Source organism: Streptomyces cyaneofuscatus (genome assembly GCF_000718135.1).
GTDB classification, from domain to species: Bacteria; Actinomycetota; Actinomycetes; order Streptomycetales; family Streptomycetaceae; genus Streptomyces; species Streptomyces cyaneofuscatus.
Map to the genome: position 1 here is coordinate 334806 of NZ_JOEM01000002.1, position 19010 is coordinate 353815.

A 19010-nucleotide genomic window follows, 5' to 3' on the forward strand; every position below is an offset into this window, starting at 1 on the left:
AGGCCTGTCTACAGCAGCACTTCATCCCCTTTCCCCTTACGTACGAACCAGGAGAATTCCATGAACGCCCTTCGCCACCGCCGTGCAGCCGTCGCCGTCGCCGCCGCCGTGATGCTCCCCCTCACGCTGACCGCCTGCTCCGACTCCGGCTCGGACAAGGCTTCCGACAGCTCCTCCGCCGCGGGCTCCACCCCCGAGGAGTCCAAGCCGGCTGCCGGTGACGACGACGCCATGACGGACAAGCCGTTCGGCCCGGCCTGTGCCGGCGTCCCGAAGGACGGCGCGGGCAGCTTCGACGGCATGGCCAAGGACCCGGTCGCCACCGCCGCGTCCAACAACCCGGCGCTCTCCACGCTGGTCGCCGCCGTGCAGAAGGCCGGCCTGGTCGACACCCTCAACAACGCCGAGAACATCACGGTGTTCGCCCCGACCAACGACGCCTTCGCCAAGATCCCGAAGGCGGACCTGGACGCGGTCCTCAACGACAAGGCCAAGCTCACCGAGATCCTCACCTACCACGTCGTGGGCCAGAAGCTCACCCCGCAGCAGCTGGAGAGCGGCACCTTCGACACCCTCCAGAAGAGCACGCTGACCACGTCGGGCTCCGGTGAGTCGTACAAGGTCAACGACAGCGCCAGCGTGGTCTGCGGCAACGTGCCGACCGCCAACGCCACCGTCTACATCATCGACACGGTGCTGATGCCGAAGTAGCAGAGGACAGCTCCGCTGCGGGAGGGCGGCCGCCACTCCCGCAGCGGGACTCCTGCCTTCACCAGGCGAAGACCCTCCCCAGCGCCTCCTTCAACTGCCCGACCGTGGGCGGCCGGAGGCAGGCGCCGAGGTAGCCGTCCGGACGCACGACGAACGCCGCGCCCTCCTCCACCCTGTACTGCCGCGCGAACTCGCCCCGGCTGTCGTGGTGATGAGGAACCCCCGTAGCCTCGTCCGGCGGCGCGTCGGCCGGCATGATCCGGCACGTCTCCATCCGGCCTCCGGTCAACTCCCGTGCCGCTGCCGCGAGATCGCCGGGCGTGTCACCGGCCGGGTGGTGCCCGTACACCAGCAGGACGTGGCCGCGCCCGCGCAGCAGGTCGAACAGGCGCACCGGATACGCGGCGATGTCCCCGGTGAGGCCCCCGCAGTCCGGGGCCCGGTCGCCGGGCCGGAGTACGGCCTCGTCCCCCGGGGGCAGCGGCGACACGATCGGGCTCTCCCGGTAGCCGACCAGCAGTTGGGCCTCGCGGAGCAACAGCGTCTCCAGGTCCGTCGGATCGGCCTGCACACCCTCGGCGGCATGGCGCACCGTCCGGCCCACCACCTCCTCGCCCACCGGGTGCCGCTCGGCGTCGTAACTCGGCAGCAGGCCCGGGTCCGCCGCGCCCTCGACGGCCAGGGCCAGCTTCCACGCCAGGTTGCAGGCGTCCTGGACCCCGGTGTTCATGCCCTGGGCCCCGGTCGGCGGATGGATGTGCGCCGCGTCCCCGGCGACGAACACCCGGCCCTCCCCGTACCGGTCCACCAGCCGGTGGCTGATCCGGAACACCGAGGACCAGCGCAGCGCGGACGCGGTGACCGGCTCCGGCGCCAGCCGGTCCAGGACCTTCTGGATGTCGGCGAGGGCGGGAGTCGTACCGCCTTCGAGGCCGTGCGCGACGCCGTCCCCGGAGGCCGGGCGGTCCGCCGACAGCTCCGGTGGCACCAGCATCGACATCCGGTAGCGGCCCTCGCCCGGCAGTGGGATGCAGACCAGCAGGTCATCGATGGTGCCGTCCTCGGCGCGGTGCATGGACCGCACCCCGTACCCGGGCGGCAGCCCCCACCCCACCTCCACATCGGCCAGCATGTACTCCTCGGGGAAAGCACCGCCCTCGAAGGTGAGCCCGAGCGCCTTGCGGACCACGCTGTGCGCCCCGTCGCACCCCACCAGGAACCGGGACCGGACCTCCTCCTCTTCCTCCTCGCCGCCGGACGACGACCTCAGCCGGCTGGTCACCCCCACGGGGTCCTGGGCGAACGCCACCAGCTCCGTCGAGCGCTCGATCCGGGTGCCGAACCGCCCGAGGAACTCCTCCAGGACGCGTTCGGTCTCGTACTGCGGCAGCGCGGCGAAGCCGTACGGCACCTCGGGCGGGAGGGCGAGCTCGATCCGGCCCTGCTCGGCCCCGTTCACGTACGTCAGCTGTCCGCGCATCGGGACCGCCGCGTCCAGTACGTCCCGCACCAGGCCCATCCGGTCGAAGAGCTCCAGGGTGCGCGGCTGAATCCCCACCGCCTTGGCGTACGGCAGCCGGGCGGGCAGGCGGTCCACGATCCGGCAGGAGACGCCCGAGCGCCGCAGCTCGGCGGCGAGCGTCAGCCCGACCGGGCCGGCGCCCGCGATGAGTACGTCGGTCGATGCGCCGCGTGCCGTCGATGCGCTGCGTCCCGTCGATGCGCTGCGTGCCATCGGGGCCTCCCGCCGTGGGCCCCCCTGCGTACGGTCCCCTCCATCGTCCTGCCGCCGGCCGACCTCGGCACCCGGAGGGTCAGGCGGGCGGAGGCGGCGGGGTCATCGCCCACCGGATGGTCCGGGTCAGGGCCTTCCCGGCAGGGCGTACGCAGACCTCCTCGACCCCCGGCACCCGGGGCAGCCCCAGCGGCTCCCGGGCCCACGGCGGGAGCGCGGCCACGGCGTTGGCGGCGAGTACGGCGTACGGGGGACGGGCCGCCCAGGGCAGCGGCGGGTGCAGAAGGATGAAGCGGGCCGCGTCCAGAGCCTCCTGGGTGGCGCGCAGCTCCGGACGGTAGGCGGCGATCCGCTCGGCCAGCTCCGCCCGGTCGTGCGGCGGGTCGGGGACCCCGAGCGCGTGCGCCACCGTCGCCATGTCGTGGATGTACCCGTCGCACCCGGCACCGTCCAACGGCCTTGCCCCGTACCGCTGGTGGGCGCGGAGGAAGCTGTCCACCTCGGCGATGTGCACCCAGCACAGCAGGTGCGGGTCGGCCGCGTGGTACGGCTCCCCGGAGGGCGCGGTCCCGCGTACCCGCTCGTGCACGGACCGTACGCGGTCGACCGCCTCCTGGGCGTGATCGGCCGTGCCGAACGTGGTGACCGCCAGGAACGTGCTGGTCCGCTGGAGCCGCCCCCATGGATCGCCCTTGAACCCGGAGTGGCCCGCGACGGCGGCCATGGCGAGGGGGTGCAGCGACTGGAGGAGCAGGGCGCGCAGCCCGCCGATGAACATGGACGCGTCCCCGTGCACCCGGCGCACCGGCCGGTCCGGGCCGAACCAGCGGGGGCCGGGGGTGTTGTGGATACGGGCCCGGTTCTCCGGGCCGGAAGGCCCCGCGACCCGGGAGAACAGGGCCCGGCCGAGCCGTTCCCGTACCCCGGAGTCTGGCTGCGCTCTGTCCATGCCTCCCAGTATGCGGGGCCCGTGGAGGAGGCCCTACGGCACCCGGGCCGTCCACTCCTCCGTCGCGAACTTCGTCCGTACGAGCTCCTCGGCGCGCGCCAGTTCCGCCGCCGTCACGCTGCCGTCCGTGAGGCCGTGGCGCTTGCGGAACGACTCGATCATGTGCTCGATCACGACCTGGCGCGGCAGCCCGGTCTGCCGGCGCAGCGGGTCGACGCGCTTCTTCGCCGACCGGGTGCCCTTGTCCGACATCTTCTCCTTGCCGATGCGGAGCACCTCCAGCATCTTGTCGGCGTCGATGTCGTACGCCATCGTCACGTGGTGCAGCACGGCCCCCGGCCCGCCGTCCGGCCCGACCACCCGCTTCTGCGCCGCGCCCGCGATCTTGCCGACCTCGGTGGCGATGTCGTTGAGCGGCTGGTACCAGGCCTTGATGCCCATGTCCGCCAGGGCTTCGAGGACCCAGTCGTCCAGATAGGCGTAGCTGTCGGCGAAGGAGAGCCCGGAGACCAGCGCCTGCGGGACGGCCAGCGAGTACGTGATGGTCGAGCTGGGCTCCGCGAACATCGCGCCCCCGCCGGAGATCCGGCGCACGACGTTCACGCCGTGCCGCTCCACGCCCGCCGGGTCCACCTCGTTGCGCAGCGACTGGAAGCTGCCGATGATCACGGCGGGGGAGTCCCACTCCCAGACCCGCAGCGTCGGCGGCCGCACCCCCGCCGCGACCTCGGCGGTGATGACCTCGTCCAGCGCCATGTGCAGGGCGGGCGACTGCGGCGCGTCATGGATCAGCTGCCAGTCGTAGTCGCTCCACTCCGCGGCCTGCGCCAGCGCCCGGCGTACGGCGATGGCGACGCCCTCCCCGCTCAGTCCGAGCATCACCGTGGAGTCGGGCAGCGCCGCCTCGATCCGGGCCGCGAGACCCGCCGTGTCCGTGTTGGCCGGGGCGCCCTCCAGCGCCGCGTCGATCGCGAGGATCGCCTCGTCGGGTTCGAGGAAGAAGTCCCCGGCCACGCGGACGTTCCGCAGCGCCCCGCCGTCCACATCCAGGTCCACCACGACCAGCTTGCCGCCGGGAACCTTGTACTCACCGTGCACAGCGCCGCCTCCAGCTCCAGTTGCCTCGGCCCGGCTCGGTGATGAGCCGGACACATCCGGCTATAACGCGCGCGGGGGCGTCGATCATCCCCCGCTCTGTGGAGGCACTGCTCGCTGGTCGGGCCCGTTGTAGACGCCGAGCGGGCGGATCAGCGCGTTGTATTCCAGCTGCTCGCTGATGTGCGCGGTCCATCCGGTGATCCGGCTCATCACGAAGATCGGGGTGAAGGCCGCGATGTCGAACCCCATCAGGTGGTAGGCGGGCCCGGCCGGGTAGTCCAGGTTCGGGTGGATGCCCTTGCGGCTGATCATGGCGTGGCGGAGCGCGGCGTGCAGGGTCGCCAGCCGGGTCACGTCCGGGTCGCCCGCGCGCGCCCCGCCAGCGACTTCCACTTCTCCCGGCTCGGCGGCACCTGCCCGCTCTGGACGGTGTACGAGGCGTTCTCCGCGCCCGGCCGCATCCTCACCCAGGTCGCCGAAATGCCCGACGGCAAAAGGTACTTCTGGGTGACCCGGGCCGTGACGCGCGGCGGATTCGGGCACCGCGCGCCCCGGGCCGACTTCGCCGTCGCCCTCGGCTGCGAACTGCGCCACGCCCACCGGCTGGTGTACGCCGAGGGCCTGGCCCTGGACGACCCCCGGTCGGTCACCCCCATCGGGCTCGGCTGCCGGATCTGCGAACGGCAGGACTGCGCCCAGCGGGCCCGGCCCCCGGCCGGGGGCCGGCTGGCCGTCGACCCCGACCGGCGCACCCATGTGCCGTACCCGGTGGTCGCCGACGGCCGGTCCGCACCGCCTCCTGGGCTCAGCGGTGGGTGAACTCCGCCGGTCGCTTCTCGGTGAACGCCTTCATGCCCTCCTTCTGGTCGGCTGTCGCGAACACCGCGTGGAACAGGCGGCGTTCGAAGCGGACGCCCTCGGCGAGCGTGGTCTCGAAGGCCCGGTTCACCGCCTCCTTCGCCATCATCGCGACGGGTGCCGACATGCCGGAGACCGTGTCCGCGACGGCGAGCGCCTCGGTCAGCAGATCCGCGTCCGGGACGATCCTGGACACCAGACCGGCCCGCTCCGCCTCCTCCGCGTCCATGTTCCGGCCGGTGAGACAGAGGTCCATCGCCTTGGCCTTGCCGACCGCGCGGGTCAGCCGTTGGGAGCCGCCGATGCCGGGGATCACCCCGAGCCGGATCTCCGGCTGCCCGAAGACCGCCGTCTCCGAGGCGATCACCAGGTCGCACAACATGGCCAACTCGCAGCCGCCGCCCAGGGCGTAGCCCCGTACGGCGGCGATCGTCGGGGTCCGGAGCTGGCCGAGCCGGTCCCAGGCGGAGAACCAGTCGCTGAGGTACATGTCCATGTAGCTCTGCGGCTGCATCTCCTTGATGTCCGCCCCCGCCGCGAACGCCTTGTTCCCACTGCCGGTGATGACGATGCAGCCGACGTCCGGGTCCCGGTCCAGAGCCTCGGTGGCCTCGACCGTCTCGCGCATGACGTCCAGGCTGAGCGCGTTGAGCGCCTTGGGCCGGTTCAGGGTGAGCAGGGCGGTACGGCCCCGGCGCTCGACCAGGATGGTCCCGTACGGGCCCGGGGTGGACGCGCTCTCGCTGTTCTCGCTCACGCGGTGGTGCCCTTCTCTGTATCGGTGGTGGCCGTCGAAGCGGCCCGGATGGCCCGGACGATCCCGGAGAAGTCCTGGTCCGCCCCGGCTCCTTCCGCGAACCGGGCGTACAACTCGGCTGCCCGTAGACCCAGTTCGGCGTCGATGCCGCCCGTGCGCAGGGCGTTGGCGGCCAGCCCGAGGTCCTTGGCCATCAGCGGCGCGGCGAACCCGGGGCGGTAGTCACGGTTGGCCGGGCTGGTCGGGACCGGGCCGGGGACCGGGCAGTTGACGGTGAGCGCCCAGCACTGGCCGGAGGCCGCCGACGCCACGTCGTACAGCGCCTGGTCCGAGAGGCCCAGACTCTCCGCGAGGACGAACGCCTCGCTGACGGCGATCATGGAGACGCCGAGGATCATGTTGTTGCAGATCTTTGCCGCCTGCCCGGCGCCGGCGCCACCGCAGTGCACCGCCTTCTTGCCCATGACGGCCAGCAGCGGTTCGGCCGCCGCGAACGCGGCCTCCTCGCCCCCGGCCATGAAGGTGAGCGTCCCCGCCTCGGCCCCCACCACCCCGCCGGAGACCGGGGCGTCCAGCAAGCGGTGACCGGCCGCCGCCGCTGCCGCGTGGGCGGCGCGGGAGTCGGCCACGTCGATGGTCGAGCAGTAGACGAACAGGGTGCCGGGGCGAGCGGCTTCGAGCAGCCCCTCCTGCCCGTACAGCGAGAGGACATGGCGTCCGGCGGGCAGCATCGTGATCACCACATCGGCCACCGCGGCCGCGTCGGCGGCGGACTTCGCCCGCCCCACCCCCCTCTCCACGGCGGTGGCCAGAGACGTCTCCACCAGATCGTGGCCGAGCACCCGGTGCCCGGCCTTGACGAGGTTGGCGGCCATCGGGCCGCCCATGTGGCCGAGGCCGATGAACGCGACGGTCATCGTGGTGGTGGTCACCAGGGCACCTCCTGCGGTGAGTCGTCTACGGCGAGGGAGAGTTCCTCGTCGCCGATCGGAGCGAAGTACCGGGCCACGTCCGCGTGCGTGACCTCCACGAGCGTGCCGGGCGACCAGTGAGGCGTCCGGTCCTTGTCGATCACCTGGGCCCGGATGCCCTCCACCAGGTCGGGGGAGGTCAGGGCCGCGTACGAGACGCGGTACTCCTGCTCCAGCACCCGTTCCAGCGGGCCGAGTTCGCGGGCCCGGCGCAGTGCGGCGAGGGTGACCTTCAGCGCGGTGGGGGACCGGCCGAGGATCGTGGCGGCCGCCTCACCGGCCGCCGGGACGTCCGATGCGAGCAGTCGCTCCACGATCTCCTCGACCGTGTCGGCCGCGTAACAGTGGTCGATCCAGGCCCGGTCGGCCTCCAGCACCCCCGGAGGCGCGTCCCGGACGTGGCGGTGCAGCGCCGCCGCCGGGGCCTCGGTCCGCAGCGCGGCCAGGAACGCGGGCAGCTCCTCCGCCGGTACGAAGTGGTCGGCCAGCCCGCACAGCAGCGCGTCCCGGGCCCCCACCACCGCACCCGTCAGGGCGAGATGGGTGCCCAGCTCACCGGGGGCCAGCGCCAGCAGATAGGTGCCGCCGACGTCCGGCACGAAGCCGATCCCCGTCTCCGGCATGGCCACCTTGGACCGCTCGGTGACGATCCGGACGCTGCCGTGCGCCGAGATCCCGACCCCGCCGCCCATCACGATGCCGTCCATGACCGCCACGTACGGCTTCGGGTAGCGGGCGATGTGGGCGTTGAGCCGGTACTCGTCGCGCCAGAAGGCGGCCGACGCCTTGCCGCCGACGCGGGCGTCCTCGTAGACGGACCGGATGTCGCCGCCCGCGCACAGGCCGCGCTCCCCGGCCCCCGTGATGACGACGGTGGCCACCTCCGGGTCGTGCTCCCACCGGTTCAGGGCCGCCGCGATCGTCTCCACCATCGCGTGGGTGAGCGCGTTGAGCGCCCTGGGGCGGTTGAGGGTCAGCACTCCCGTACGACCTTCGGTGTGCACCCGTACGAGCTGCTCCTCGGTCATCGCAGGGCTCCCGTCAGGCTCCGGGCCACAATGACACGCATGATCTCGTTGGTCCCTTCCAGGATCTGGTGGACCCGCAGGACCCGCACGATCTTCTCGATGCCGTACTCGGCCAGATAGCCGTAACCGCCGTGGAGTTGGAGCGCCCGGTCGGCGACGGAGTACCCGGTGTCGGTGGCGAAGCGCTTGGCCATCGCGCACAACTCCGGTGCCCCGCCCACCTTCCGGTCCAGCGCCTCGGCGGCCTGCCGCACCAGTGCTCGGGCGGCGGCGAGTTCGGTCGCCATGTCGGCCAGCCGGAACTGGAGCGCCTGCGCGTTCAGCAAGGGCCCGCCGAACGCCTCCCGGTCCGCGAGATGGGCCAGCGAGCGGTCCAGTGCGCTCTGCGCACCTCCCAGCGAGCAGGCGGCGATGCCGAGCCGGCCGCCGTTGAGGCCGTTCATCGCGATGCGGAAGCCCTCGCCCTCCGCTCCGAGCAGCCGGTCGGCCGGGATCCGTACGCCGTCGAGCATCACCTGCCGGGTGGGCTGCGCGTTCCAGCCCATCTTCTTCTCGTTGGCACCGAACGAGAGCCCCGCGTCGTTCCGTTCGACGAGGAACGCGGAGATCCCGCCGGGCCCGTCCGCGCCGGTTCGGGCCAGCACGATGTAGAGGTGCGTGGCGCCCGCCCCGGAGATGAACTGCTTGGTCCCGGTCAGCACGTAGTGGTCGCCGTCGCGGACCGCGCGGGTGCGCAGCGCGGCCGCGTCGGAGCCCGCGCCCGGTTCGGTCAGGCAGTAACTACCCAGCTGCTCCATGGTGCAGAGCTCCGGCAGATACCGGCCGCGCTGGGCCTCGGTGCCGTACTGGTCGACCATCCAGGCGACCATGTTGTGGATCGAGAGGTAGCCCGCCACCGACGGGCAGCCGGTGGCCAGGGCCTCGAAGACGAGGACCCCGTCGGAGCGGGACAGCTCGGAGCCGCCCAGGTCCTCCCGTACGTAAACACCTCCTAGGCCGAGCCCCGCGGCCTTCCGCAGGACGTCGACGGGGAAGTGCTTGTCCTGGTCCCAGGCCACGGCGTGCGGGGCCAGGTGTTCCTGGGCGAAGTCGAGTGTCGTCTCGACGACCGCGAGCTGGTCGTCGCTGAGCAGGGTGGTCACGGCAGTCATCCCGTGGTCGGAATCGTGAAGCTCGCGCCGTCCCGGATCCCGGAGGCGGGCCAGCGCGAAGTGACGGTCTTGGTACGGGTGTAGAAGCGGATGGCGTCCGGCCCGTGCTGGTTGAGGTCCCCGAAGCCGGACCGCTTCCAGCCGCCGAACGTGTGGTACGCCACCGGCACGGGGATCGGCACGTTGACGCCGACCATGCCCGTCTCGACCCGGCGGGTGAAGTCGCGGGCGATGTCGCCGTCCCGGGTGAAGAGGGCGACGCCGTTGCCGTACCGGTGCTCCGAGGGCAGCCGCAGGGCCTCCTCGTAGTCGGCCGCGCGGACCACACAGACCACCGGGCCGAAGATCTCCTCCTGGTAGATCCGCATCTGCGGGGTGACCCGGTCGAAGAGCGAGGCGCCCGCGAAGAAGCCGTCCTCGTGGCCTTCGAGAGTGAAGTCGCGCCCGTCGACGACCAGTTCGGCGCCTTCCTCCACACCGAGGTCGACATAGCCGCGCACCCGGTCCACCGCGTCGCGGCCCACCAGCGGCCCGAAGTCGGCGTCCGGGTCGTCCGAGCGGCCGATCCGCAGCTCGGCGATCCGCTCGGTGAGCCGGGCCACCAGCGCGTCGGCGGTCTCCTCACCGACCGGGACGGCCACCGAGATCGCCATGCACCGTTCACCCGCCGAGCCGTAACCGGCGCCGATCAGCGCGTCCACCGCCTGCTCCAGGTCGGCGTCCGGCATCACGATCATGTGGTTCTTCGCCCCGCCGAAGCACTGCGCCCGCTTGCCGTGGGCGGCGGCCGTCGCGTAGATGTGCGCGGCGATCGGCGTCGAGCCGACGAAGCCGAGCGCCTTGACGCGCCGGTCCTCCAGCAGGGTGTCCACGGCCTCCTTGCCGCCGTTGACGACGTTGAGGACCCCGGGCGGAAGACCTGCCTCCAGGAACAGTTCGGCCAGCCGCAGCGGCACCGAAGGATCCCGCTCGGACGGCTTCAGGATGAAGGCGTTTCCGCAGGCCAGAGCAGGTGCGGCCTTCCACAGCGGGATCATCGCCGGGAAGTTGAACGGGGTGATGCCCGCGACCACGCCGAGCGGCCGGCGCAGCGAGTGGACGTCGATCCCGGCGCCCGCGTTGTCGCTGAACTCGCCCTTCAGCAGGTGCGGCACCCCGGCCGCGAACTCCACCACGTCCAGACCGCGCGCGAGGTCACCGTGCGCGTCGGCCACGGTCTTGCCGTGCTCGGAGGAGAGCAGCCGGGCCAGGGAGTCCTTCTCCTTCTCGACCAGCTGGAGGAAGCGCAGCAGGACGCGGGCCCGGCGCTGCGGGTTCCACTCGCCCCACCCGACCTGCGCCTGCGCCGCGTCGGCGATGGCCGCCTCGGTCTCGGACCGGCCGGCCAGCGGCACCCGGGCCTGGACCCGGCCGGTGTTGGGGTCGTACACATCGCCGTACATGCCCGAGGTGCCGGGCGTGTGCTTGCCGCCGATGAAATGGGTGAGTTCGCGGACCATGGAAACCCGCTCTCGTCGGTGAGATCGTCAGGAGAGATCCGGGGATGGCGCACGGGCCCCACCGCACACGGCGCACCGGTCGGGTGCGCGCGGGCGTGACAGGGCTCGCCGTCGGGGGACGCGAAGGGCTGGGGCCGTCAGGGGAAGGCGGGGAGAACCGCTCGCCGGGACGGGCCTGCGGGGCCGTGGGTGCGGACCGGTGCCATGCGTGTCTGCTCCATCCTCGTGGAAACACGGAACATCCCGCGGCCGGTATCCTGACTCCCGGATCAGCGCGCGCCCTCATGCCTTCCCGACGGCTTCTGCACCGTCAGTGGCGTCTCCTGCGAGGACGGACTCCCCGGTCACAGTGGCGGGACCGCGCCGGAATCGCACCGGCTTCCCTGACACCACGGGCCTTGAGGGCGACCGGCTGCACACCGGTCACCCCGCTGCTCACGAACATATAGTTGGGCGTCCTAGTAAGTCCACCCCGCCTCGCCCCGGCCTCCTCCCGGCCCGGCGCGAGTCCGCGCCCCGCTCCTGGCATGATCGGCCGACATGAGCGACGCACCACGGCACATCCTCGTCATCGGCATGGGCGCCGGCGACCCCGACCACCTGACCCTCGCCGCGGTGAAGGCGATGCGCAGGGCGCAGGTCTTCTTCGTGCTCGGCAAGGGCCGGGAGAAGGAGTCCCTGACCCGGCTGCGGCGGGACATCCTGGCCGAGCACCTCACCGGCCCCTACCGGGTCGTGGAGGCCGAGGACCCCTGGCGGGACCGTACCCAGGACGACCGGGGGCGCTACACCTCGGCGGTGCACGACTGGCGCCACCGCCGCGCCGACATCTGCGAGCGCCTGATCATCGAGGAGCTGGCGCCGGGGGAGACCGGCGCGTTCCTGGTGTGGGGCGATCCGTCCCTGTACGACAGCACCCTCGCGATCCTGGAGGACATCCGGGACCGCGGGACGGTGGAATTCGGCCATGAGGTGGTGCCCGGGATCAGCAGCGTCTCCGCGCTCGCGGCCCGCCACCGCACCTCGCTGAACCAGGTCGGCCGCCCCATCCACATCACGCCCGGGCGGCGGCTCGCCGAGGGGTTCCCGGACGACGACGGCGACATCGTGGTGATGCTCGACGGTCACGAGAGCTTCACCCATCTCAGGGGCAGGGGGCTGTGGATCTACTGGGGTGCCTACATCGGCACCCCGGACGAACTCCTGGTCTCCGGGCCGCTCGACGAGGTCGCCGAGCGGATCAGCCGGGTGCGCGCCGAGGCCCGCGAACGGCACGACTGGATCATGGACACATATCTGCTGCGCCACCGGCCGGAGGGTGCCCAAGGTCCGGAGGGCGCCCAGGGCACGGACAGCTCAGGCGGCGCGGACAGCTGAGGCGGCAGGCGCGGACAGCTGAGGGGCCCCGGCCCGCGAGCGGGGGCCCGGACAGGTGAGCGGGTGACGTGACGCAGGGCGGCGGGTCGCGTCGAGGCGCGGGCGGCCGCCGCACCCCGGACACGCCCTGGTCGTCGGACCGGCCGGAGGTCAGCTCCGGGACTCGTGCGCCCGGATCACTCCGAGCCCATGACCGAGGCTCGGGCACTCGGCGGTCAGGTCGTTCCCCCGCACCAGATAGTCGTGCACGCGCCCGTCCGCGGGGCGCTCGACGGCCCGGTACAGCGTGCCGTTCACGGTGATCGTCCAGTCGTCGCCGTCCTGGGCCCACCCGACTGTCTTCTTCATATAGCGCTTCCCTCGCTCGTCGCCGCCGTGGGTCGGCGGCCGTGTATTGGCAAGAAGAACGGCCTGTGACGCTCTGTGGTTCCGGCTCGCCTACGCCATTCGGTTACATCTGGGTCACCGTGCCACCACGACCTGACCGGCAGTCAGCGAACCGGCGACGAACGGCGGAACAGGCTGAGGAAGGCCGACGCGCGCACCACCTGCCCGGGGGCGGAAGGCCGACGCGCGCACCGCCTGCCCGGGGAGGAGGGTCGGCGCGCACTGCCTGCCCGGGGCCGGATCGTGCCAGGATGCCGGATCCGGTCCCGGGCAGTGTTCCAGGAGCGCCCGCTCCGCGCCCCTGTGACGACCATTCGGTGCCACCTGCCGGGTCGGATGGGTGCGCGGACCGTTCCGATGCCCTTCTTCACCCGTTCGGAGGACGTTCCAGGGCGGTTCGGCACGCCCACGGAGGCCGTGTCTCATATCACCGTCCGAAGTGTGAACAACGGTGTGCGCCCGGCGGTCGTCCCCTTAGGGTGGCCGGTGCAGCTGGTTCGCCCTGTCCGCCAGGCAGGGTGTCGTAAGAGGGAACCCGGTGGGAATCCGGGACTGCCCCGCAGCGGTGAGCGGGAACGACCGCCGTCATACGCACTGGGCCCGGCCGGGTCTGGGAAGCGACGGCCAGTAGGTGTCTGCCTCGGCAGACGTGCCCGCGAGTCCGAAGACCTGCCCGTTGCCCGCACGCGACCGTTCGCGTGCGGAGTTCCCGGTGACCTCGTGGGCGGGTCGGCGTAACCGTCGGGTGGACGGACACGGTCAAGCGTGTCGCGTTTCCGCCCGATTCGGTCACCCCTTCGCGCGTCCGCGTCCCGTCCCGGGAACAGCTGGAGACATGCTCGCGAAGGAGAGTCACGTGACAGCGAAGCCCGCAGCCGCGGCAGCACGGGCCACCGTGTACGGCTACCCCCGCCAGGGTCAGAACCGTGAACTGAAGAAGGCCATCGAGGGCTACTGGAAGGGCCGCGTCGACGCGGACACCCTCCGGGAGACCGCCGCCGAACTGCGCAGGGGAACCTGGCAGCAGCTCGCCGAGGCCGGAGTCCACGAGGTGCCGACCGGTGACTTCTCGTACTACGACCACGTCCTGGACACCAGTGTCATGGTCGGCGCTGTCCCCGAGCGGCACCGCGAGGCGGTCCGTACCGACGCCCTCGACGGCTACTTCGCCATGGCCCGCGGCACGCAGGACGTGGCCCCGCTGGAGATGACCAAGTGGTTCGACACCAACTACCACTATCTCGTGCCCGAGTTGGGCCCGGACACGGTGTTCACCGCCGACTCCGCCAAGCAGGTCGCCGAGCTGAAGGAGGCCCTCGCGCTGGGCCACACCCCGCGCCCGGTCCTCGTCGGCCCGGTCACCTACCTCCTGCTCGCCAAGGCGGCCCCCGGGGTCGCCGCCGACTTCGAGCCGCTGACCCTCCTCGACCGGCTCCTGCCCGTGTACGCCGAAGTCCTCGCCGACCTCCGGGCCGCGGGCGCCGAGTGGGTGCAGCTGGATGAGCCCGCTCTCGTCCAGGACCGCACCCCGGCCGAGCTGAACGCCGCCGCCCGCGCCTACCGCGAGCTCGGCGGTCTCACGGACCGGTCCAAGCTGCTCGTCGCCTCCTACTTCGGGCGGCTCGGCGAGGCGCTGCCCGTGCTCGCCAAGTCCCCGGTCGAGGGGCTCGCGCTGGACTTCACCGAGTCCGGCGCCGCGAACCTCGCCGACCTCGCGGCGGCCGGCGGACTGCCCGGCAAGCGCCTGGTCGCGGGCGTCGTCAACGGCCGCAACATCTGGATCAACGACTACGAGAAGTCCCTCGCCACCCTCGGCACGCTCCTCGGCCTCGCGGACCACGTCGACGTCTCCGCCTCCTCCTCCCTCCTGCACGTCCCGCTGGACGCCGCAGCCGAGCACGACATCGACCCGCAGGTCGCCCGTTGGCTCGCCTTCGCCAAGCAGAAGACCCAGGAGATCGTCGTCCTGGCGCGCGGCCTGTTCGCCGGCACCGAGGCCATCGCCGCCGAAATCGCCGCCAACCGGGCCGACCTGGCCTCCCGCACCGACGCCGTCATCACCCGCGACCCGGCCGTCCGGGCCCGTACGGCGGCCATCACCGACGCCGACGGCCGCCGCTCCCAGCCGTACGCCGAGCGGACCGTGGCCCAGCGCGCCCACCTCGGTCTTCCGCTCCTGCCGACCACCACGATCGGCTCGTTCCCGCAGACCGCCGAACTCCGCACCGCCCGCGCCGACCTGCGCGCGGGCCGGGCCGACGAGGCCGGGTACGAGGAGCGGATCAAGGACGAGATCCGCGAGGTCCTCTCCTTCCAGGAGAAGGCCGGGATCGACGTCCTGGTCCACGGCGAGCCCGAACGCAACGACATGGTCCAGTACTTCGCCGAGCAGCTCACCGGCTACCTCGCCACGCAGCACGGCTGGGTCCAGTCGTACGGCACCCGCTACGTCCGGCCGCCGGTCCTCGCCGGGGACATCTCGCGCCCCGAGCCGATGACCGTGCGCTGGACGGCGTACGCGCAGTCGCTCACCGAGCGCCCCGTCAAGGGCATGCTCACCGGCCCGGTCACCATGCTCGCCTGGTCCTTCGTCCGCGACGACCAACCGCTCGGCGAGACCGCCCACCAGGTGGCCCTCGCCCTGCGCGACGAGGTGAACGACCTGGAGGCGAACGGCACTTCGGTGATCCAGGTCGACGAGCCGGCGCTGCGCGAGACGCTGCCGCTGCGGGCCGCCGAGCACGCCGCGTACCTGAAGTGGGCGACGGAGTCCTTCCGCCTCACCACCTCCGGGGTGCGGCCGGACACCCAGATCCACACCCACATGTGCTACGCGGAGTTCGGCGACATCGTCCAGGCCATCGACGACCTCGACGCCGACGTCATCAGCCTGGAGGCGGCCCGCTCCCACATGCAGGTCGCCCGCGAACTGGCCGCCCACGGCTACCCGCGTGAGGCCGGACCCGGCGTCTACGACATCCACTCCCCGCGCATCCCGAGCACGGAAGAGGCAGCGGCCCTGCTGCGCACGGGACTTGAGGCCATTCCGGCCGAGCGCCTGTGGGTGAACCCCGACTGCGGCCTGAAGACCCGGGGGTGGCCCGAGACCCGGACCTCCCTGGAGAACCTGGTCGCCGCCGCGCGGGAGATCCGCGCGGAGCTGCCCACCGAAGCGGCGTGATCCGACCCGGTACGGGAGCGGCCACCGCCGCTCCCGTACCGGGGCACGCGACCCCGACTCGGTTCGGCGGCAGGCCGGTTCGGTTCGGGGGCAGGCCGGTTCGGAGGCCCGGCCGGCCGGAGTGCGTTCTTCCTCGGCGGCGGAGTTAGGTTAGCCTAACCAGCGAATCCCGGTTGTGGATCTTGCACTCCGATCGAAGGGCTTCGCCATGGAGCGTGCTCAGGGCCTGCTGTCCGCCGAACTCCCCGTGCGGCGTGCGGCGTGAGCGCCGGTACGGGAGCCCCCCTCGCGGGTGGCGTCCACGGACCCGGCCACCTGCGTGCCCTCACCTCGGTCGTCCTGGACACGTTGGAGAGCGCCGCGCGCGCCCGGGGCGGACCGCTGCCCGCCGGAGGACCGGACGAGGTGGCCCGGCGGACCACCGCCCTGGCCGCGCCGGTGCTGCCCGAGGAGGGCATCGGGACCGAGGCCGCGCTCGCGGACCTGGTACGGGCCCTCGGCGAGGGGGCCGCCGACCCGGCCGACCCCGCGTGCGTCGCCCATCTGCACTGCCCGCCGCTGGCCGTGGCGGCCGCGGCGGAGCTGGCGGGGGCCGCACTCAACCCGTCGATGGACTCCTGGGACCAGGCGCCCGCCGCCGGGGTCATCGAGGAGCTGACCACCGCCGCACTGGCACGGCTCGTCCACCCGGACGCCGCCGCGCCCGACGCCCTCATCACCAGCGGCGGCACCGAGTCCAACCTGGTCGCCTTGCTCCTCGCCCGCGAACGGGCGGCGCCCGGCCACCTGCGCGTGGTGACCGGGGCCAACGCCCACCACAGCGTCCACCGTGCCGCCTGGATGCTCGGCCTGCCCGCACCCACCGTCGTCGCGTGTCACGACGGCCGCATCGACCCCGCCGCCCTCGACCGCACCCTGGCCGGGCTCGGCGGCGGCCCGGTCCTGGTCGTCGCCACCGCCGGGACCACCGACGAGGGGCGCATCGACCCGCTCCCTGAGATCGCCCGGATCGCGGAGCGGTACGGAGCCGAGCTCCACGTCGACGCGGCGTACGGCGGACCCCTGCTGTTCAGCGAGCGCCTGGCGCCCCGGCTCGCGGGGCTCGACCGGGCCGTCTCCGTAACGTTCGACCTGCACAAACTCGGCTGGCAGCCGGTCGCCGCCGGAGTGCTCGCCGTCGCGGACACCGCCCTGCTCGCCCCGCTGTCCCTGCGCGCCGACTACCTCAACGCCGACGACGACACCGAGGCCGGGCTCCCCGACCTGCTCGGCCGCTCGGTCCGCACGACCCGGCGCCCCGACGCCCTGAAGATGGCGGTCACCTTCCGGGCGCTGGGACGCCGGGGACTGAGCGAACTGGTTGAGCACTGCGTACGTACGGCGGAGGAGTTCGGCCGGGCCGTCGACGCCCGGCCCGCACTGCGCCGTCGGCCCGGCGCGATCGGGATCAGCACCGTGCTGTTCCGGCCGGTGGTGGCCGACGAGCAGGAAGCGGAGGCCGGGGACGCCGTCGTCGCCGAGGTCCGCCGCACCCTGCTCATGGACGGCCGGGCCGTCCTCGGACGGGCGGTGGCCGAGGACGGCGACGGGAGGCGCCGGCTCTGGCTCAAGGCCACGTTGCTGCACCCCGCCGCCGCGAGCGCCGACCTGCTGCCGCTCCTCGACCTGGTGACGGAGGCGGCGGAGCGGGCAGCGGTGGCGGCCGAAGACGGTGACAGCCCTTCCGCCCCCGGCGGTACCGGCGCCCCGGCGGCGGAAAGGCTGTCGCCATGACGTTCGCCATGACGTTGCCGACGCGTACGAATCCCGTTGGAGGAACCCGATGACGCCCGGACCGCGAACCCCGCCCCTCGATCTGCTGGGGGTGGGCGCAGGGCCCTTCAACCTGTCGCTCGCCGCACTCGCCGACGGCGTACCCGGCCTGCGCAGCGCCTTCCACGAACAGCGCACCGCCTTCCACTGGCACCCCGGCCTGCTCATCGAGGGAGCGACCCTCCAAGTCCCCTTCCTGGCAGACCTGGTGAGCTTGGTGGACCCGATCAGCCCCTGGTGCTACCTCAATTACCTCAAGACGCGGCGCAGGCTCTTCCCGTTCTACTTCGCCGAGCGCTTCCACATCCACCGCTCCGAGTTCGACAACTACCTGCGCTGGGTGAGCACCGAACTGCCCTCCACCCACTTCGGCCACCGCGTCGACGCCATCGCCTGGGACGCGGGGGAGAGCGCGTTCGCCGTCGACTTCACCCGGCTCGGCCCGGACGGCGAGAGCCTCGGGAGCGGGCTCACCCACGCCCGTAACCTCGCCCTCGGCGTCGGCACCGCGCCCCACGTCCCCGAGCCGCTGAGGGCCCTGGAGGCGGACCCCGTACCCCTCGTCCTGCACTCCGCCGACTACCTCGCCCAGCGGGACCGGCTGCTCGCCGCCCGGCACGTCACCGTCGTCGGCTCGGGGCAGTCGGGCGCCGAAGTCCTGCTGGACCTCCTGCGGTTGAGGCCGGAAGGTGCGGAGGGGCTCACCTGGCTCGCCCGTACCCCGGCCTTCGCGCCCATGGAGTACAGCAAGATCGGCCTGGAGCAGTTCACCCCGGACTACACGCGCTACTTCCACGGGCTCCCGCAGGCCACCCGGGACCGCCTGCTGCCCAGCCAGTGGCAGCTCTACAAGGGGGTCAGCGGGGACACCCTCGGGGACATCCACGACGAGCTGTACCGGCGCAGCCTCGGCGGCGGCTGGCCCGACGTCACCCTCACGCCCGGCATCGAGGTCACCGGCGCCACCGTCACGGGGAGCGGCCGCATCGAACTGGCCGTGGAGCACGGCCAGCAGGAGGCCCGGGGCAGGCTGACCACGGACGCGGTGGTCCTCGCCACCGGGTACCGGGAGCGCCCCGTCGATACGCTGCTCGCCGCGCTGGACCCGTACATCGTCCGCGACGACGCCGGGCGCCCGCAGGTCGACGAGGCCCAACGGCTCGTCCTGGCAACCGAGATCGACGGATCGGTCTTCGTGCAGAACGCGGAACGGCATACGCACGGGGTCGGCGCCCCCGACCTGGGCCTGGCCGCCTGGCGGTCCGCCGTCATCATCAACGCGCTGACAGGCAAGGAGACTTACCCGTTGCCGGACCGGACGGCCTTCACCACGTTCGGACTTGGTGCGGATGACCGGGGTGGCGTACCGAGCCGCATAGCCGAAGAGCGGCGGTAATACGGCGCTGGGCCGCGCGGTGGGGTGCACCGTGCGGCCCAGAGTCATGTCGCTCAGGGGGTTCAGCCCTTGCGGGTGTTGATCTCTTCGGTGAGCTGGG

Annotated in this window: 14 protein-coding genes, 2 pseudogenes and 2 riboswitches; of the genes and pseudogenes, 6 read left to right on the forward strand and 10 right to left on the reverse strand. The window is 72.5% G+C overall.

Going from position 1 to position 19010, the window contains the following annotated elements; genetic code table 11:
- Nucleotides 1–60 precede the first annotated feature (60 nt).
- The gene (locus tag IF17_RS0105345; RefSeq protein ID WP_030562662.1) at nucleotides 61–711 is read left to right on the forward strand and encodes a fasciclin domain-containing protein; all 651 of its coding nucleotides are present in this window, start codon (nucleotides 61–63) and stop codon (nucleotides 709–711) included.
- A gap of 58 nt (nucleotides 712–769) precedes the next feature.
- Here the strand turns inward: IF17_RS0105345 and IF17_RS0105350 are convergent, their stop codons facing one another.
- From IF17_RS0105350 to IF17_RS0105365, 4 genes and pseudogenes are all read right to left on the reverse strand, one after another.
- Nucleotides 770–2446, reverse strand: coding sequence for an FAD-dependent monooxygenase (locus tag IF17_RS0105350; RefSeq protein ID WP_051883889.1), 1677 nt, complete (start codon nucleotides 2444–2446; stop codon nucleotides 770–772).
- 79 nt (nucleotides 2447–2525) lie between these two features.
- Nucleotides 2526–3395 carry an oxygenase MpaB family protein gene (locus IF17_RS0105355; RefSeq protein ID WP_030562666.1) on the reverse strand — a complete coding sequence of 290 codons (870 nt, stop codon included), beginning with the start codon at nucleotides 3393–3395 and terminating at the stop codon, nucleotides 2526–2528.
- 33 nt (nucleotides 3396–3428) lie between these two features.
- On the reverse strand, nucleotides 3429–4493 hold the full coding sequence (gene lplAB, locus IF17_RS0105360; protein WP_030562668.1) for a lipoate-protein ligase LplAB: 1065 nt from the start codon (nucleotides 4491–4493) through the stop codon (nucleotides 3429–3431).
- An 84-nt stretch (nucleotides 4494–4577) separates the two neighbouring features.
- Nucleotides 4578–4868, reverse strand: a pseudogene (locus IF17_RS0105365) (citrate/2-methylcitrate synthase); the annotation flags it as partial.
- Nucleotides 4869–4871: 3 nt separating this feature from the next.
- Between IF17_RS0105365 and IF17_RS0105370 the strand changes: the two are divergent.
- A pseudogene (locus tag IF17_RS0105370) lies at nucleotides 4872–5312 on the forward strand (DUF2083 domain-containing protein); the annotation flags it as partial.
- Here IF17_RS0105370 and IF17_RS0105375 read toward each other — a convergent pair.
- The 5 genes from IF17_RS0105375 to IF17_RS0105395 are packed head-to-tail and all read right to left on the reverse strand — an operon-like array spanning nucleotide 5299 to nucleotide 10757.
- The gene (locus tag IF17_RS0105375; RefSeq protein WP_030562673.1) at nucleotides 5299–6108 is read right to left on the reverse strand and encodes an enoyl-CoA hydratase; all 810 of its coding nucleotides are present in this window, start codon (nucleotides 6106–6108) and stop codon (nucleotides 5299–5301) included. The pseudogene IF17_RS0105370 and the gene IF17_RS0105375 sit on opposite strands and share 14 nt — an antisense overlap.
- Entirely contained in the window at nucleotides 6105–7025 is a 921-nt protein-coding gene (gene mmsB, locus IF17_RS0105380) for a 3-hydroxyisobutyrate dehydrogenase (protein ID WP_030562675.1), read from the reverse strand. The genes IF17_RS0105375 and mmsB overlap by 4 nt, the downstream gene beginning before the upstream one ends.
- Nucleotides 7026–7036: 11 nt before the next feature.
- Complete coding sequence (locus IF17_RS0105385; RefSeq protein ID WP_030562677.1) at nucleotides 7037–8107, reverse strand: enoyl-CoA hydratase/isomerase family protein; 1071 nt, start codon at nucleotides 8105–8107, stop codon at nucleotides 7037–7039.
- Nucleotides 8104–9258, reverse strand: coding sequence for an acyl-CoA dehydrogenase family protein (locus tag IF17_RS0105390; RefSeq protein ID WP_030562678.1), 1155 nt, complete (start codon nucleotides 9256–9258; stop codon nucleotides 8104–8106). Before IF17_RS0105390 ends, IF17_RS0105385 begins: the two co-directional genes overlap by 4 nt.
- On the reverse strand, nucleotides 9255–10757 hold the full coding sequence (locus tag IF17_RS0105395; protein ID WP_030562680.1) for a CoA-acylating methylmalonate-semialdehyde dehydrogenase: 1503 nt from the start codon (nucleotides 10755–10757) through the stop codon (nucleotides 9255–9257). Before IF17_RS0105395 ends, IF17_RS0105390 begins: the two co-directional genes overlap by 4 nt.
- A gap of 230 nt (nucleotides 10758–10987) precedes the next feature.
- Nucleotides 10988–11166, reverse strand: a riboswitch (cobalamin riboswitch).
- A 131-nt stretch (nucleotides 11167–11297) separates the two neighbouring features.
- Here IF17_RS0105395 and cobF point away from each other — a divergent pair.
- The gene (gene cobF / locus IF17_RS0105400) at nucleotides 11298–12134 is read left to right on the forward strand and encodes a precorrin-6A synthase (deacetylating) (protein ID WP_032771756.1); all 837 of its coding nucleotides are present in this window, start codon (nucleotides 11298–11300) and stop codon (nucleotides 12132–12134) included.
- A 150-nt stretch (nucleotides 12135–12284) separates the two neighbouring features.
- Here the strand turns inward: cobF and IF17_RS0105405 are convergent, their stop codons facing one another.
- Complete coding sequence (locus IF17_RS0105405; protein ID WP_015612446.1) at nucleotides 12285–12482, reverse strand: hypothetical protein; 198 nt, start codon at nucleotides 12480–12482, stop codon at nucleotides 12285–12287.
- Between the two features lie 528 nt (nucleotides 12483–13010).
- A riboswitch (cobalamin riboswitch) is annotated at nucleotides 13011–13200 on the forward strand.
- Between the two features lie 177 nt (nucleotides 13201–13377).
- Here IF17_RS0105405 and metE point away from each other — a divergent pair.
- From metE to IF17_RS0105420, 3 genes are all read left to right on the forward strand, one after another.
- Nucleotides 13378–15702, forward strand: a complete 2325-nt coding sequence (gene metE, locus IF17_RS0105410) for a 5-methyltetrahydropteroyltriglutamate--homocysteine S-methyltransferase (protein WP_030562685.1) — start codon at nucleotides 13378–13380, stop codon at nucleotides 15700–15702.
- Nucleotides 15703–15963: 261 nt separating this feature from the next.
- Nucleotides 15964–17475 carry a pyridoxal phosphate-dependent decarboxylase family protein gene (locus IF17_RS0105415; protein WP_030562687.1) on the forward strand — a complete coding sequence of 504 codons (1512 nt, stop codon included), beginning with the start codon at nucleotides 15964–15966 and terminating at the stop codon, nucleotides 17473–17475.
- A 49-nt stretch (nucleotides 17476–17524) separates the two neighbouring features.
- Nucleotides 17525–18910: a lysine N(6)-hydroxylase/L-ornithine N(5)-oxygenase family protein gene (locus IF17_RS0105420; RefSeq protein WP_030562690.1), complete on the forward strand. Its 1386-nt coding sequence runs from the start codon at nucleotides 17525–17527 to the stop codon at nucleotides 18908–18910.
- The last annotated feature ends 100 nt before the right edge of the window (nucleotides 18911–19010 follow it).

Bases quoted from the DNA above. Each gene is read 5' to 3' on its own strand.
- IF17_RS0105345 (WP_030562662.1), top strand. From the start codon at position 61: ATGAACGCCCTTCGCCACCGCCGTGCAGCCGTCGCCGTCGCCGCCGCC.
- IF17_RS0105350 (WP_051883889.1), bottom strand. From the start codon at position 2,446: ATGGCACGCAGCGCATCGACGGGACGCAGCGCATCGACGGCACGCGGC.
- IF17_RS0105355 (WP_030562666.1), bottom strand. From the start codon at position 3,395: ATGGACAGAGCGCAGCCAGACTCCGGGGTACGGGAACGGCTCGGCCGG.
- mmsB (WP_030562675.1), bottom strand. From the start codon at position 7,025: ATGACCGTCGCGTTCATCGGCCTCGGCCACATGGGCGGCCCGATGGCC.
- IF17_RS0105385 (WP_030562677.1), bottom strand. From the start codon at position 8,107: ATGACCGAGGAGCAGCTCGTACGGGTGCACACCGAAGGTCGTACGGGA.
- IF17_RS0105390 (WP_030562678.1), bottom strand. From the start codon at position 9,258: ATGACTGCCGTGACCACCCTGCTCAGCGACGACCAGCTCGCGGTCGTC.
- IF17_RS0105395 (WP_030562680.1), bottom strand. From the start codon at position 10,757: ATGGTCCGCGAACTCACCCATTTCATCGGCGGCAAGCACACGCCCGGC.
- cobF (WP_032771756.1), top strand. From the start codon at position 11,298: ATGAGCGACGCACCACGGCACATCCTCGTCATCGGCATGGGCGCCGGC.
- IF17_RS0105405 (WP_015612446.1), bottom strand. From the start codon at position 12,482: ATGAAGAAGACAGTCGGGTGGGCCCAGGACGGCGACGACTGGACGATC.
- IF17_RS0105420 (WP_030562690.1), top strand. From the start codon at position 17,525: ATGACGCCCGGACCGCGAACCCCGCCCCTCGATCTGCTGGGGGTGGGC.